The organism is Paraconexibacter sp. (assembly GCF_041602235.1).
Taxonomy (GTDB): Bacteria; Actinomycetota; Thermoleophilia; order Solirubrobacterales; family Solirubrobacteraceae; genus Paraconexibacter.
The window spans coordinates 1-15,036 of the sequence record NZ_JBFIGP010000016.1 but is presented as its reverse complement, the minus strand read 5'-3'; the positions used below and the strand labels follow the sequence as shown (position 1 = coordinate 15,036).

The window sequence follows — 15,036 nt, the reverse complement described above, 5'->3', positions numbered from 1 at the left end:
TTCGGTTCGCGGCAAAGCGGCCGCCCACGCGCTATTCCCCCCGAAGGGGGAGGAGCAGAAGAAGTCGGAGGTCGAGCGAGAACGCCATGTGACCCGCGCAAGGCTAGCAGCGCAGGCTGGGCGGGCCAACCCCGGGACGTGCGAGGATGCCGCGGTGCGCCGACGCCCCACCTTCCTGAGCCTCGCGGTCCTGGTCACGACCGCCGCCGTCGCGACATCGGGGGCGGCCGCGAGCACCCCCGACGTGGGCGGGTTCCACAGCCTGGTGCCGGTCGGCCAGGGTGAGACCGCCGACGTCTTCGAGACGGCGGCGTTCCTGGCCGCCGGGACGATCCCCTCGAGCTTCGAGAACCAGCGCGCCATGTTCGAGGCGCTGCCCAAGGCCGGCCCAGGGGTGAGGACGTCCGATCTCGGCCGCTTCTTCAAGCCGGCCCCGTTCGGGGTGCCCGCCGGAACCCCCTCCGAGACCATCTCCCCCCGAGCGGGCACGACGATCACGCGCGACGCGTACCGCGTACCCCACGTCGTCGGGACGACGCGCGCGAACGTCATGTGGGGCGCCGGATGGGCCGTCGCGCAGGACCGGCTCTTCCTCATGGACGTCATTCGGCGCACGGCACGCGGGCGCATGACGGCGTTCATCGGTCCTGGCCCCAACGGAGAGAACGTCGCGGCCGACGTCGCCCAGCGCCAGGTCACCGACTACACCGACGAGGAGCTCGCGGCGATGGTCCAGCGGCTCGCCGACACGGGACCCGAGGGCGCGCAGGTCGTCCGCGACGTCGACGACTACCTCGCCGGCGTGAACGCCTACATCTCCGACGCCCGAAGCGACCCGCGGCTGATGCCCGCCGAGTACGCCGCGCTCGCACAGCCGCTGGAACCCTTCTCCCGTGCCGACGTCGCCGCGACCGTCGGACTCATCAACGGCTACTTCGGCCGGGGCGGCGGTGTCGAGATCGAGAACGCGATCGCCTACCGGGCGGCCTGGTCGCGGTTCGGGAAGGCCAAGGGCGAGAAGGTCATCGCCGACTTCCGGGCCAAGGACGATCCGGAGGCGCCGGTCACCACCACCCGGCGTTTCCCGTTCGACGATCCCGGACCGCCTCGGCCCGCGGCGAGCGCGCTCCCCGACGACGGGACGCTGCAGGACGCCGGGGTCGTCCGGAACGCGAGCGCCACCGGCGGGGGCTCCTCCACGGCGCCGCACTGGCTGGCGACGCTGCGCGCCCGCGGCGGCCTGCGTCTGCCGCGCCACGCGTCCAACGCGATGGCGATCCCCGCGAAGGAGTCCGCGAGTGGGACGCCGCTGTTCGTGGCGGGCCCCCAGGTCGACTTCTACGCACCGTCGCTGGTCCACGAGATCGACCTCCAGGGTCCGGGCATCAGCGTTCGCGGAGTCGGCGTCCCAGGCCTCGGCCCGTACGTGATCATCGGCCGCGGCAAGGACTTCGCCTGGAGCATCACGACCGCGCAGGGCGACAACACCGACACCTTCGCGGAGCGCCTGTGCGAGCCGGACGGAAGCCCCGCCACCCTGGAGTCCGCGCACTACGTCCGCGGCAAGACCTGCGTGCCGCTCGAGCAACGCGACGAGCCGGTGACGTGGCGCCCGGGACCCGCCGACCTGTCCACCGACCCGACGACCGCACCGTACTCGGCGACGTTCCACACCGAGCGATCGGTCCACGGTCCGATCATCGCCCGGGCGACCGTCGGCGGGAAGCCCGTCGCCTACGCGCTCGCGCGGTCCACCTACTTCCACGAGCTCGAGACGGCGGCGGCGATCGCCCGGATCAACGCGGGGACCCGTGGCGTCCGCGACTTCCTGTCCACCGCCGCCCGCATGACCGGGTCCTACAACCTCTTCTACGCAGACCGCAAGAACGTCGGCTACATCCAGTCGGGGGTCTACCCACGCCGCGCCCGCGGGACGCACAGCGACCTTCCCGCGTGGGGCGACGGCAGGTACGACTGGCGCGGCTTCGACCCCGTCACCCGTCGCGCCTCCTACCTGCCGCCAGAGCGGCTGCCACAGGAGATCGACCCCGAGCGCGGCTACCTCCTGAGCTGGAACAACAAGCAGGCCCCCGGGTGGCGGGCGTCCGACTACGACTGGGAGTACGGCTCCGTCCACCGCTCGCAGCGACTCGAGCGCCGGGTGCGCGGAGCGATCAAGGGCAAGCGCAAGCTGACCCTCGGCGGCCTCGTCGGCATCATGGGCGACGCCGGTACCGTCGACGTCCGGGGGCAGGAGGCGCTGCCGTGGATGCTGCGGGTCGTCGGGCATCCGAGTGATCCGACGCTCGGTCACGCCGCCGACCTCCTGCGCAGCTGGCGCAAGGACGGGGCCCACCGTGTCGACCTCGACGGTGACGGCAGCTACGACGCCTCGCCCGCGGTCGCCCTGATGGACGCCTGGTGGCGCCCGGCCACGACCGCCATGTTCCGTCCCGTGCTGGGCGAGCGGCTCATGGACGCCATCGCGACCATCAACCCCGTCGACTACCTGCCCACCGACGGCCCGGACACGTGGTTCTACGGCTGGATGAGCTACGTGCACAAGGACCTGAGAGCGGTCCTCGGTCGCCGCATCACGCAAGCGCCGTCGCGGGTGTACTGCGGCCGGGGGTCGATCTCCCGCTGCCGGACCCTGCTGCGGCGCACGCTGCGGGACGCGGTCGACGCCGTGACCCGGCAGTACGGCAGCCTCGACGGCGCGAGGATCGCGACCACCTGCCCGGTCACCCAGCCCCCGAGCTGCGACCAGCTGGACTTCATCCCCGCGGGGGCCATCGAGCTGCCGCCCACGCCGTGGCAGGACCGCGGCAGCTTCCAGCAGGCGGTGGAGGTCGGCGCGGCCCCCTAGGGGACGAGCACGACCTTGCCGATGTTGCGCCGCTCGGTGAGGATCCGGTGCGCGTCGGCGGCCCGGTCGAACGGCACGACGTCGGAGACCACCGGATCGACGGTGCCGTCGTCGATCAGCGCTCGCAGCGGCGTGATCCACGGCTCGAGGGTGCCCCGGTCGTCCCACAGGCGCAGCATGTTGAGGCCGATCACCGCCTTGGAGTCGCTCATCTGATCCATGGCGTTGAACCCGCGGATCATGCGCAGCGCCTGCGGCGCCGCCTTCAGGAGGTTCTTCTTCTCGCCTGCCACGACGCTGCTCGCGCCGAAGGCGATGAGTCGTCCGCCGGGACGCAGGAGGTCGTAGCTGCGCTTCAGGGAGGAACCGCCGATCGCGTCCATCACCAGGTCGAACGGGGGCAGCCCCTTCTCCCAGCCCGACCGGGTGTAGTCGAGCGCCACGTCGACGCCGAACCCCGTGATGGCCTCGTGCTTGCCGGGCGACGCCGTGCCGTACACCTCGGCGCCGGTCCGCTTCGCGATCTGCGTCGCGGCGATCCCCACCCCGCCGGCGGCGGCGTGCACCAGCACCCGCTCCCCCGCACGCAGGCTGCCGTACCCCAGGAGACCCGCCCACGCGGTCGCGTAGTTCACCGGGATCGCGGCCCCCTGCTCGAAGCTCAGCGCGTCCGGCAACGGGACGACGTCGTCGCGGCCGACGCACACCTCTTCGGCGTACCCGCCGAACCTGGTCCCGGCCACGACGCGGTCCCCTACCTCCACGTCGGTGACGTCCCCCGCCACCTCGGTCACCTCTCCGGCGACCTCGTAGCCCACCACGCACGGGACGGCGGGCGCGTCGGGGTACAGGCCCAGGCGGGCCATGAGGTCGGCGAAGTTCACCCCGGCCGCCCGTACCGCGATGCGGACGCCGCCGGCCTTCAGTTGCGGGGACGGGCGCTCCTGGACCTCCAGGACGTCGGGGTCCCCGTGCTTGGTGATGACGACGGCGCGCATCCGGTGACCCTACTGCGGCGCCCGCGGTCCGCCGTCTCCTACGCCGCAGCGTCCCTACGGGCCAGCCGACGCTGATACGCGACGTTGCCGACCATCAGCAGGACCACGGCGAACAGCAGCGCGGTCGCCAGCACGTTGACCTGCGGGGGGACGCCCTGCCGGGCGGCGCCGAAGATGTAGAGCGGGAACGTCGAGGTCGTGCCGGCGTTGAAGCTCGTGACGATGTAGTCGTCGATCGACAGGACGAAGGCGAGCATCGCCGCCGCCGCGACGCCGGGGGCGATCAGGGGCAGCGTGACGAGACGGAAGGTCGTCCACTCGTTGGCCCCGAGATCCATCGCCGCCTCCTCCAGGTGCGCGTCCATGCCCTGCAGTCGAGCCAGCACGGTGACCACGACGTAGGCGATGTTGAACATCACGTGGGCGATCAGGATGGTCGCGAACCCGGTCGCGACGTTCATGGTCAGGAAGAGCCCGAGCAGCGACGCGCCCATCACCACGTCGGGCGTCGCCAGCGGCAGGAACAGGAACAGGCCCAGGGGACTGCGTCCCCGGAAGTGGTAGCGCGCCAGCGCCAGCGCCACGAGGGTCCCGAGGATCACGGACACGACGACCGACAGCGCGGCGATCTCGAGCGAGTTGCGGAACGCCGTCCCGAGCCCCTCGACGCTGAACGGGTCCTTCCACTGGTCCAGCGTGAATCCCTGCCACGTGAAGTTGAACCGGCCCGACGGGTCGTTGAACGAGAACGCCACGATCAGGAACACCGGGAGGAAGAGGTAGAGCAGCGCGAACCCCGACCACACGCCCAGCGCGACGGTCCGGCGGCGGGTCGCCCTCGTCACCGCGCTCATGCGGCAGCCGCCTCGAACAGCGAGCGCCGGCCCAGGACGCGGATGTAGATCGCGACGAGGACCACGATGAACAGCATGAGCAGGAACGACAGGGCCGCGGCGGTCGGGTAGTCCGTGAGCACGAGGAACTTGGACTGGATGACGTTGCCGATCATCGTCTCCCGCGATGAGCCGAGCAGCGACGCGTTGACGTAGTCGCCGAGCGCCGGGATGAACGTCAGCAGCGACCCGGCCACGATGCCCGGCATCGCCAGCGGCACGGTGATCCGCCGGAACGCCTGCCAGCGCGTCGCGTAGAGGTCGGTGGCCGCCTCGATGAGACGGCGGTCCACGCCCTCGAGCGCCGCGTAGATCGGCAGCGCCATGAACGGCAGGAAGTTGTAGGTCAGCCCGGCGATCACCGCCGTACGGGTCGCCAGCAGGCGACCGTCCTCCTCCAGGATGCCCAGCGACCGCATGGTGTCCGCGACGAACCCGTCGTCCTGGAGGATCGTCTGCCACGCCACCGTCCGCATCAGGAAGTTCATGAAGAGCGGCAGGACGATGAGCGCGAGGAGCACCGTCTTGTACCGCCCTCCCCGGAAGGCGACGAAGTACACGAGCGGGAACGCGATCACCAGCGCCAGCACCGTCGCGGTCCCAGCGTAGAACAGGGACCGCAGGAACTGCTCCTGGTAGTCCGACAGGGCGGTGCCGTAGGAGCTCCAGTTCCAGTCGAACGCGTACCCCTGCTCGATCGTCCCGCTCTCCAGCGAGACGTAGACCTGGTTGAGGACCGGGATCGCGAAGAAGACGACGAGCCACGCGACCCCCGGGACGAGGATCGCGTACGGAAGGAGTTGCCGCCGGCGGCGCGCGGTGAGCAGCGCTCGCCGGGCCACCGCTCAGGCCCCCGTCACCTTCTGCATCGCCTCCAGCATCCGGTTCTCGTCCTCGGGCGACAGCGTCGGGTAGGGGTTGAGCTTCGCCCGCGTCTCGTCGGACGGGAAGATGAGCTCGTTCTCCGCCGTCTCGGGGTCGGTCTTCGCGAGCTCCTCCTGCGCGCCGATGACCGGCGTGACGTAGTTGACGTACGCGGCGATCTTGGCGGCGATCTCGGGCTCGTAGACGTAGTTCATCATCGTCTCGGCCGCGTAGGGATGGGCGGCCTTCTGCGGCATGAGCATGTTGTCCGACCACAGGACCGCGCCCTCGTCCGGGATCAGGAACTCGAGCTCGGGGTTGTCGGCCTGCAGCTGGATGACGTCGCCGCTGTAGGCGACCGAGATCCAGACGTTGCCCTTCGCGAGGTCGGTCGTGTAGTCGTTGCCGGTGAAGCGCCGGATCTGGCCCTTGCGGTTCTCCTCGTCGATCCGGTCGATCGCCGCCAGCACGTCGTCGATCGTGGCGTCGGCCGTCTTCTTCCCGTCGGCCAGGATCATCAGGCTCGCCGAGTCGTGCGGGTCGGCGAGCATCGTGACGCGCCCCTTGAACTTGGGGTCGAAGATGTCGTTGATGCTCGACAGCTTCCCGCCCGTGCGCTTGGGGTTGTAGCCGATCGCCGTCATGCCCGACTGCCACGGAAGCGAGTACTGGCGGGAGGGATCGAAGTTCGGCGCCCGCAGGCCCTCGACGAGGTTCTGCGCGTTCGGCACGTTCTTCTTGTCGATCGGGGTGAGGTAGTCGTTGCGGATCCAGCGCGTCGCCATGTAGTCCGTCAGGACCACGATGTCGCGGCCGATCGCCTGCCCCTGCTGCAGTTGCTGGCGGACCTTGCCGAAGAACTCCTGGTTGTCGTTGATCTCCTCGGTGTACTTGACCTTGCCGCCGTACTCCTTCTCGAAGCTCTTGATCACCGACTTGTCGATGTAGAGCGGCCAGTTGGAGAAGTTCAGCTGCGTGATCGGCACCTTCGGGTGGTCGACCGCGACCGTCTCGGCGGTCGTCTTGGTCGCCGTGCCCTCGACGCCGCCGCATGCGGCCAGGAACGCCGCGGCGCCGGAGAACGTCAGCCCCGTGGCGCCCGCCTTTCGCAGGAACCCCCGGCGTGAGAGCCGCTGCTCCGCGAGCAGGCGTTCGATGATGTCCTCCGGGCGGGGCTGCTCAGGCATGATCGTTCCTCTCGTTGGCGACGACGAAGCTGTGGTCGGGGTTCCAGGCCATGTGGACCTCCTGGCCCGGGCTCACGTGGTCCTCGGTGTCCCCGCGGTTCTGGACGATGGCCATCAGCTCGTCCCCCGCCGCGGTCCGCACCTGGTAGTGCATCGCGACCCCGAGGAAGCTGGCGACCATGACGGTCCCGCGGAGCGCGTTGAGGTCTCCGGGAGCAGGGGTGGCCGCGTCGAGCAGCCTGACCTTCTCGGGCCGGACGCCCACGCGCACGGCGCCGGTGAGCCCGCGCAGGGACGCCTCACGGACCCGCAACGGGGTCCCCTCGGCCGTGCGGACCTCGACGTACTGGCCGGCCCGGTCGCCGACCGTGCCGTCGATGAGGTTGGACACGCCGAGGAAGTTCGCCACGAACGCCGTCGCCGGGTCGTCGTACAGCTCGTCGGCGGTGCCGCGCTGCTCGATGCGGCCCTCGTTCATCACGACGATCTCGTCGGCCATCGTCATGGCCTCCTCCTGATCGTGCGTGACGTGGACGAAGGTGATGCCGATGTCCTGATGGATGCGCTTGAGCTCGAGCTGGAGCTGCTTGCGCAGCCGGAGGTCCAGCGCGCCGAGCGGCTCGTCGAGCAGCAGCGCGCGAGGTCGGTTCACGAGGGCACGGGCCAGCGCCACCCGCTGCTGCTGACCACCGGACAGCTGCGCCGGCCGGCGTCGGGCCAGCTCGCTGAGCTGCGTCAGCTCGAGCGTCTCGGCGACGCGGCGGCGGATCTCGTCCTTCGGGACCTTGCGCCGCGCCAGGCCGAACCCCACGTTCTCCGCGATGTCCATGTGCGGGAACAGCGCGTAGCTCTGGAACACGGTGTTGACGTCACGCCGGTACGGCGGGAGGTCGGTGACGTCCTGTCCACCCAGGCGGACCACCCCGGCGGTGGGGTCCTCGAAGCCACCGATCATCCGCAGCGTCGTGGTCTTGCCGCACCCGGAGGGGCCGAGCATCGCGAAGAACCCACCGCGAGGGATCTCGAGATCCAGGTCGTCGACGGCAACCATGCTCCCGAACGCCTTGGAGACGCCGCGGAGCTCGATGTCGGTGTCCGACGCTTCGTCCAGTCCGGACGAAGTGTGCTCCATCGCGTCAGGAAGCTCCGACATCGGCGCGATTGTCGTGCATCCGGAACCCCGGAAGCAAACACCGCACTGGCCGGTGTTCCCTGGCCCACTTGTCCAATCCGGCGCGTGGGCCAGGGATGCAGCGCTCAGAAGGTGATCGCGCGCCCCGTCGCGAAGCCCTCACCGGCGACGATCTGCTCCAGAACGTCCTGCGGGACGGCACCGTCGGTCGTCATCACGATCGCCGCCATGCCGTCCGGGCGCTCGTCCTCGCCCTCGGTCCGCCCCACCGCGGCCTGACCGATGTTGATCCCGGCCTCACCGAGGGCGCTGCCGACGCGGCCAATCATGCCCGGCACGTCCTTGTAGCGGAAGAGCAGCACGTGGTCCTCGAGCTGCAGGTTGAACCGCTCGCCCCATGCCTCGAGCAGGTGCGGACGGTCCTGACGCCCGAGCGTGGTGCCCACGACGCGGCAGCGAGCGTCACCCGACACGACGGTGACACGGACGAGATCGGTGAAGTCCCGTGCGGTGGTCCGCTTGGTCTCCTCGACCTCGATGCCCCGCTCCTGCGCGAGCTGCGGCGCGTTGACCTCGTTGACCTCCTCCTCGGTGTGCCCGCTGAGCGCCCCCAGGAGCACGTGGAGGACGAGGGGACGCGTGTCGCGTTCGGCGATCCGCCCGAGGAACTCCACCTCCACGCGGTCGATGGAGCTCCCCGGAGCGATGCCGACCGCCAACCGACCCAGCTTGCGGCAGAGCGGCAGGAACGGCCCCAGCACCTCGAGATCCTCGGCGGCGACGGCCGGCACGTTGACGGCGGTCGTGACCGCCCCCCCGGTCAGCGCCGCGACGACCTGCTCCGCCGCCTGGTAGCCGGCCCGGTCCGTCGCCTCCGCGGTGGACGCGCCCAGGTGCGGCGTGACGACCACGTTCTCGCGACCGAACAGCGGGTGCTCGGTGATGGGCTCGCTGCGGAACACGTCGAGGGCGGCGCCACCGACCTTCCCGCTGTCGAGCGCGGCGACGAGGTCCTCGTCGACGATCAGCGGACCGCGGGCGACGTTGAGGATGCGGACGCCGTCCTTGCACTTCGCGAAGGCCTCGGCGTTCAGCCAGCCCTCCGTCTCCGGCGTCTTGGGGAGATGGATGGTGATGAAGTCCGCCACCGCGTACACCTCGTCCGAGGTGTCGGCCTTCTCGACGCCGAGCTCGCGGTAGCGCTCCGCCCCGACGAACGGGTCGAAGGCGACGACCTTCATGCCGAACCCCTGCGCGCGCTGTGCGACGAGCTGACCGATCCGTCCGAAGCCCAGGATGCCGAGCGTCTTGTCCATGAGCTCGATGCCGGAGTACTTCGAGCGATCCCAGCGACCGGCGACCAGGGCCGAATGCGCCTGCGGGACGTTGCGGGCGAGCGCGAGCAGGAGCGCGAGCGTGTGCTCGGCCGCGGTCACCACGTTGGACTGCGGGGCGTTGGCGACGACGATGCCCCGCTTGGTGGCCGTCGGGACGTCGACGTTGTCGACGCCCACACCGGCGCGACCGATGGCCTTGAGGTTCGTGGCGTGCTCGAGGACCTCGGCGGTGAGCTTGGACGCGGACCGGATGAGGATCCCGTCGTAGTCGCCGATCGCCTGCGTGAGCTCGCCGTCGGCCCAGTCGGTCTTGACGTCGACGTCGAAGTGCTGCTTGAGCAGGTCGATGCCTGACTCGCCGATCGGCTCGGCGACGAGGACGCGGGTCATGCGGACGCTCCGGTGGTGGTGGGCAGATGCTCGACGACCCAGTCGATGCAGGCCGTGAGGGCGCGCACGTCATCGGGGTCGATCGCGGGGAACAGGCCGACGCGCAGCTGGTTGCGACCGAGCTTGCGATAGGGCTCGGTGTCGACGATGCCGTTGGCCCGCAACGTGGCGGCGACGGCGCTCGCGTCGACGGTGTCGTCGAAGTCGATGGTTCCGACCACCAGCGAGCGCTTCGCCGGGTCGGTGACGAAGGGGGTCGCGAAGGACGAGGACTCCGCCCACGCGTAGAGGTGTGAGGAGGACTCGGTGGTCCGCGCGACGGTGGCGTCGAGGCCGCCGAGCCCGTTCATCCACTCGACCTGGTCGGCGAGCATGAGCAGCGTGCCGACCGCGGGGGTGTTGTACGTCTGGTCCTTGGCCGAGTTGTCCAGCGCCGTCGTGAGGGACAGGAACTCGGGGATCCAGCGGTCACCGGCGCCGATCTCGGCGATGCGCTCCTGCGCGGCCGGGCTCAGCAGGGCGAGCCAGAGGCCACCGTCCGCGGCGAAGCACTTCTGCGGGGCGAAGTAGTAGACGTCTGCCTGGGTGGCGTCGAGCGGGAGCCCACCGGCCCCGGAGGTCGCGTCGATGAGCACGAGGGCGTCGCCGCTGCCGGCCGGTCGCTCGACGGGCGTCATCACGCCGGTGGAGGTCTCGTTGTGCGCCCAGGCGAGGACGTCGCAGGACGAGTCGGAGGTGGGGGCCGGCGCGTCGCCGGGGTCGGCGGCGACGACGATCGGATCGGCGAGGAACGGCGCTCCCGTGGTGACGGAGGCGAACTTGCTGGAGAACTCGCCGCAGGTCAGGTGCAGCGCGCGCTCGCGGACGAGGCCGAAGGCGGCGGCGTCCCAGAAGGCGGTGGTCCCCCCGTTGCCCAGCATCACCTCGTAGCCCTCGGGGAGGGAGAACAGGTCACGCAGGCCCGAGCGGACCCGGCCGACGACGTTCTTGACGGGCTTCTGCCGGTGCGAGGTGCCCATGACGTCGCGCCCTGCGGCGGTCAGCGCGGCGAGCTGCTGCGGGCGGACCTTCGACGGTCCGCAGCCGAAGCGACCGTCGGCGGGCTTGAGGTCGGCGGGAATCTGCAGATCGGGCGGCGTCACGTGAGGCGCTCCTCGTGGGATCGGTGATCGAACGTGGTGCCCAGGCGCGCGACGGAAGGTGCTGCGTCGTCGCTCCCCGGTGGTGAACCCCACCCGATAGGCGCCAGTCGCGACGACGCCCCGGAGGTTAGCGGACCTTCGGCCGAGGCCCCGTGAACGGGCGATGACGCCCGCACCACGTAGGGGGTGTGACGCTTCGACGACGCTATGCGTCGTCAGAACGGCACACCCCGCGGGCTCAGCCCTGCGCGAACCCGGAGTCGTCGATCCAGGCCATCATCTTGCGCAGCTCCTTGCCGGTCGTCTCGATCGGCTTGGCGGCCTGCTCGGCCCGCATGCGCTTGAAGTTCTCCTGGCCGGCGCGGTTCTCGGCGATCCACTCGCGAGCGAAGTCGCCGTCCTGGATCTCCTTGAGGATCTTCTTCATCTCGTCGCGCGTCTGCTGCGTGATGACCCGCGGGCCGCGGGTGTAGTCGCCGTACTCGGCGGTGTTCGAGATCGAGTACCGCATGCCCGCGAGACCCTTCTCGTACATCAGGTCGACGATGAGCTTCAGCTCGTGCAGGCACTCGAAGTACGCCATCTGCGGGTCGTACCCGGCCTCGACGAGGGTGTCGAACCCGGCCTGGACGAGCTCGGAGGCGCCGCCGCAGAGCACGGCCTGCTCCCCGAACAGGTCGGTCTCGGTCTCGTCCTTGAAGGTCGTCTCGAACACGCCACCGCGGGTGCAGCCGATCCCCTTGGCGTAGGCGAGCGTCAGCGCCTGGGCGTTCCCGGTCGCGTCCTGGTGGATCGCGATCAGCCCCGGGACGCCGGAGCCCTCGAGGTACTGACGGCGGACCAGGTGCCCGGGACCCTTCGGCGCGGCGAGCGCGACATCGACACCGGCGGGAGGCTCGATCTCCTTGTAAAGCACGCTGAACCCGTGCCCGAACAGCAGGAGGTTGCCCTCGGCGATGCCGTCACGGACCTCCTCCTCCCAGACCTGACGGTGCAGCTCGTCGGGCACCAGCAGCATCACGACATCGCCCTTGGAGGCGGCGTCGGAGATGGACAGGACCTCGAGTCCCGCGTCCTTGGCCTTCTGCACCGAGGAGGAGTCCTCGCGCAGGCCTACGACGACGCTGGCGCCCGAGTCCTTGAGGTTCTGTGCGTGGGCGTGGCCCTGGGAGCCGAAGCCGATGATCGCGACGGTCTTGCCGTCGAGGAGACCGAGGTCTGCGTCGTCGTCGTAGAACATAGGCGCGGAGGGTAATGGTCAGCGCCTGCGGGCACACTTGCGGTATGGCCCCCGACACCGGCTTCCCGACGTCCGACGCGCAGGACGACTTCCTCCGGGCGCGCCGTCGACGCACGCTCGCCCGGCTCTCGGCGGTGCTCCGCCGGGAGCCCGACGACGTCGAGATGATGCTGCCCTTCGACGAGGTCGTCGCCGCGCTCGGGCGCGTGTCCGAACGCGACCTGGGGATCCGCTCGATCGAGGTGGACACGATCGTCGGGACCGTCGACCGCGGCAAGGAGTTCGACCGCGCGTTCCGCCCCACGTCCAGCGCGGTCCGGCAGCGCTTCGAACGGCTGGCCAGCGCCCAGCGCCGCGGCGAGGCGCTGCCCCCCATCGACGTGTTCCGCGTCGGCGAGGTGCACTTCGTCCGCGACGGGCACCACCGCGTCGCGGTCGCTCGCGCGCAGCGCCGGACGGAGATCGACGCGCGCGTCGTCGAGGTCGTGACGCGCGTGCCCGCGGACCGCTCGACCCGGCTGGACGACCTGCCCCTGAAGGGACACGAGCGGCTGTTCCGGGAGCGCGTGCCCCTCGGCGCGGACGCGCTCACCCGGGTCCGGCTGACCGACCCGGAGCGCTACGGGGAACTCGCGGAGGGCGTGGAGGCCTGGGGCTTCCGCCTGCACCAGGTGGAGGGGACCTGCCTGGACCGCCCGCAGGTCGCCCGGCGCTGGTTCGACGAGGAGTTCGTGCCGGTGGTCGCGCTGCTGCGGGACGCCGATCTCGTCCGTCGCGGGGAGACGGACGCCGACGCGTACCTGCGCCTCTCCGGCGACCGCTACCGCCTCATGCGGACCCAGAGCTGGAGCGACGAGGCGATCGAGCGCGTCCGGCGCGGACGCTGAAGCAGCGGTCCCGCGCAACGCACCGCCGCGCGGCCGGACGCTCACGGCGTCGGGGCGGGTCCTTCCCCGGGCGGGTCGGTGGCGGGACCCTGGGGCGAGCCCGCGTCGTCCGACGTCCCGGCGGAGCGGTGCCCGAGCGGGCGGAGGTTGCGACCGTCCTCGGGATCGAAGACGTGCACCCGCGCGCCGTCGAGCCACAGCCTGGCGCGGGACCCGGCCCGCACGTCGGACTCCGGGCTGAGGCGCGCGACGGCCTGGCCCGCGGATCCCGAGCCGGGCGTGTCGGCGACGCCGGCGTCGCGGGCGAGGTCGGCGAGCTGATCGGAGCTGACCTCCTCCCCCTCGAAGGCGAAGTAGGCGTAGATCTCCGAGCCCATCGACTCGGTCACCTCGACATCGGCTTCGAACTCCACACCCGACTCGCGGCCCTCCGGCGCCAGCGCCGCGTCCTCGAAGTCCTCGGGCCGCACGCCCGCGATCACCTTCTGCCCGTCCTGGAGACCGCTCGGCGCCGGGACCTCGGCGAACGGCAGCGCGATCCTGCCCTCGCGGACCTCGCCGGCGAAAAAGTTCATGGCCGGGGATCCGATGAACCCGGCCACGAAGATGTTGGCCGGGTTGGCGTAGAGCTCGCGCGGCGTGTCGACCTGCTGCAGGACCCCCGCGCGCATGACGGCCACCCGGTCCCCCAGGGTCATCGCCTCGGTCTGGTCGTGCGTCACGTAGACCGTCGTGGTCTTCAGGCGCTTCTGCAGCCGCGCGACCTCGGTGCGCATCTGCACGCGCAGCTTCGCGTCGAGGTTCGAGAGCGGCTCGTCCATCAGGAACGCGCTGGGCTCACGGACGATCGCGCGTCCCATCGCGACCCGCTGCCGCTGGCCTCCCGAGAGGTTCGACGGCTTGCGGTCGAGGTGCTGCGTGAGGTCGAGCGTCTCGGCGGCGGCCTCGACCTTGCGGTCGATCTCGGCCTGGTCGACCTTCGCGAGCTTGAGCGCGAAGCCCATGTTCTCCCGCACGGTCATGTGCGGGTAGAGCGCGTAGTTCTGGAAGACCATCGCGATGTCGCGGTCACGTGGCGCGCGCTCGTTGACCCGCTCGCCGCCGATGTCCAGCTCGCCGTCGGAGATGTCCTCGAGCCCGGCGATCATGCGCAGCGCCGTGGACTTGCCGCACCCCGACGGTCCGACGAGGATCATGAACTCGCCGTCGTCGATGTCGAGGTTCAGCGCGCGCACGGCTTCGGTCCCGTCCGCGTAGCGCTTGGTGACGTCCTTGAGCGTGATGTTGGCCATGGTTCGGTCCTATCCCTTGACGGCGCCGGCGGTGAGACCCGCCACGATCCGGCGCTGGAAGACGAGCACGAAGAGGATGATCGGCAGGGTCACGAGCACCGCGGCCGCGGCGATGTTCCCTGTCGGTGACGTGAACTGCGAGTCGCCCTGGAAGAACGCCAGTGCGGCGGGCACGGTCCGTGAGGAGTCCGACGACGTGAGCGTGATCGCGAACACGAAGTCGTTCCAGGCGAAGATGAACACGAGGATCGCCGCGGTGAAGACGCCCGGGGCGGCGAGCGGCAGGATCACCTTGCGGAAGGCCTGGAACGGCGTGGCCCCGTCGACCTGCGCGGCCTGCTCGAGCTCCCACGGGATCTCGCGGAAGAACGCGACGAGCGTGTAGATCGCGAGCGGCAGCGCGAAGGTCAGGTACGGGATGATCAGGCCCGGATAGGTGTCGTAGAGGCCCAGTGCCCGCCACATGTCGAACAGCGGCCCGACGACCGAGATCGGCGGGAACATGGCGATCGCCAGCGCGCCGCCGAGCACGAGCGACTTGCCGGGGAACGTGAGCCGAGCGATCGCGTAGGCGGTGAACGACGCCAGCGTCACCGCGATCACCGTGGCGATCAGCGCGATCAGCATCGAGTTGATCAGCGGTCGCAGGAACGGGCTGTCGAAGCCGCCCTCGAACAGGCCGGAGTAGTTCTCGAACGTGATGTCCTTCGGGATGAAGGAGCCGTCGCCCACCGTCGCCGGCGTCTTCAGCGACAGCGACAGGATCCAGACGACCGGGATGAGGGCGAACAGCAGGACGGCGACG

The 15,036-nt window shown here is 70.4% G+C and carries 12 protein-coding genes and 1 riboswitch; of the genes, 2 read left to right on the top strand and 10 right to left on the bottom strand.

The genetic code is table 11. The features are described 5' to 3' along the window. Nucleotides 1–154: 154 nt before the first annotated feature. On the top strand, nt 155–2,869 hold the full coding sequence (locus tag ABYE80_RS02480) for a penicillin acylase family protein (protein ID WP_372788411.1): 2,715 nt from the start codon (nt 155–157) through the stop codon (nt 2,867–2,869). Here ABYE80_RS02480 and ABYE80_RS02475 read toward each other — a convergent pair. From ABYE80_RS02475 to ilvC, 8 genes are all read right to left on the bottom strand, one after another. Continuing rightward, nucleotides 2,866–3,867 carry a zinc-binding dehydrogenase gene (locus tag ABYE80_RS02475; protein WP_372788410.1) on the bottom strand — a complete coding sequence of 334 codons (1,002 nt, stop codon included), beginning with the start codon at nt 3,865–3,867 and terminating at the stop codon, nt 2,866–2,868. The two genes, ABYE80_RS02480 and ABYE80_RS02475, sit on opposite strands and share 4 nt — an antisense overlap. A gap of 38 nt (nt 3,868–3,905) precedes the next feature. Then, the gene (locus tag ABYE80_RS02470; protein WP_372788408.1) at nt 3,906–4,721 is read right to left on the bottom strand and encodes an ABC transporter permease; all 816 of its coding nucleotides are present in this window, start codon (nt 4,719–4,721) and stop codon (nt 3,906–3,908) included. Continuing rightward, the gene (locus ABYE80_RS02465; protein WP_372788406.1) at nt 4,718–5,602 is read right to left on the bottom strand and encodes an ABC transporter permease; all 885 of its coding nucleotides are present in this window, start codon (nt 5,600–5,602) and stop codon (nt 4,718–4,720) included. The genes ABYE80_RS02470 and ABYE80_RS02465 overlap by 4 nt, the downstream gene beginning before the upstream one ends. 3 nt (nt 5,603–5,605) lie before the next feature. Then, nucleotides 5,606–6,811, bottom strand: a complete 1,206-nt coding sequence (locus ABYE80_RS02460; protein ID WP_372788405.1) for a PotD/PotF family extracellular solute-binding protein — start codon at nt 6,809–6,811, stop codon at nt 5,606–5,608. After that, nucleotides 6,804–7,964 carry an ABC transporter ATP-binding protein gene (locus tag ABYE80_RS02455; protein ID WP_372788403.1) on the bottom strand — a complete coding sequence of 387 codons (1,161 nt, stop codon included), beginning with the start codon at nt 7,962–7,964 and terminating at the stop codon, nt 6,804–6,806. The genes ABYE80_RS02460 and ABYE80_RS02455 overlap by 8 nt, the downstream gene beginning before the upstream one ends. A gap of 104 nt (nt 7,965–8,068) precedes the next feature. Further along, nucleotides 8,069–9,670 carry a phosphoglycerate dehydrogenase gene (serA, locus tag ABYE80_RS02450; protein WP_372788402.1) on the bottom strand — a complete coding sequence of 534 codons (1,602 nt, stop codon included), beginning with the start codon at nt 9,668–9,670 and terminating at the stop codon, nt 8,069–8,071. After that, nucleotides 9,667–10,812 (bottom strand): phosphoserine transaminase, encoded by a 1,146-nt coding sequence (gene serC / locus ABYE80_RS02445; protein WP_372788400.1) that lies wholly within the window; start codon nt 10,810–10,812, stop codon nt 9,667–9,669. The genes serA and serC overlap by 4 nt, the downstream gene beginning before the upstream one ends. A 31-nt stretch (nt 10,813–10,843) precedes the next feature. After that, a riboswitch (ZMP/ZTP riboswitch) is annotated at nt 10,844–10,933 on the bottom strand. A 117-nt stretch (nt 10,934–11,050) separates the two neighbouring features. Continuing rightward, the gene (gene ilvC / locus ABYE80_RS02440; protein ID WP_372788398.1) at nt 11,051–12,052 is read right to left on the bottom strand and encodes a ketol-acid reductoisomerase; all 1,002 of its coding nucleotides are present in this window, start codon (nt 12,050–12,052) and stop codon (nt 11,051–11,053) included. Nucleotides 12,053–12,096: 44 nt separating this feature from the next. Here ilvC and ABYE80_RS02435 point away from each other — a divergent pair, with 44 nt between their 5' ends. Next, nucleotides 12,097–12,939 (top strand): chromosome partitioning protein ParB, encoded by an 843-nt coding sequence (locus tag ABYE80_RS02435; RefSeq protein ID WP_372788397.1) that lies wholly within the window; start codon nt 12,097–12,099, stop codon nt 12,937–12,939. Between the two features lie 41 nt (nt 12,940–12,980). Here ABYE80_RS02435 and ABYE80_RS02430 read toward each other — a convergent pair whose 3' ends face one another. Further along, entirely contained in the window at nt 12,981–14,231 is a 1,251-nt protein-coding gene (locus ABYE80_RS02430) for an ABC transporter ATP-binding protein (RefSeq protein WP_372788396.1), read from the bottom strand. 9 nt (nt 14,232–14,240) lie between these two features. Next, nucleotides 14,241–15,036 (bottom strand): carbohydrate ABC transporter permease (locus ABYE80_RS02425; RefSeq protein WP_372788394.1); only part of this gene is annotated, 796 nt, incomplete at its 5' end.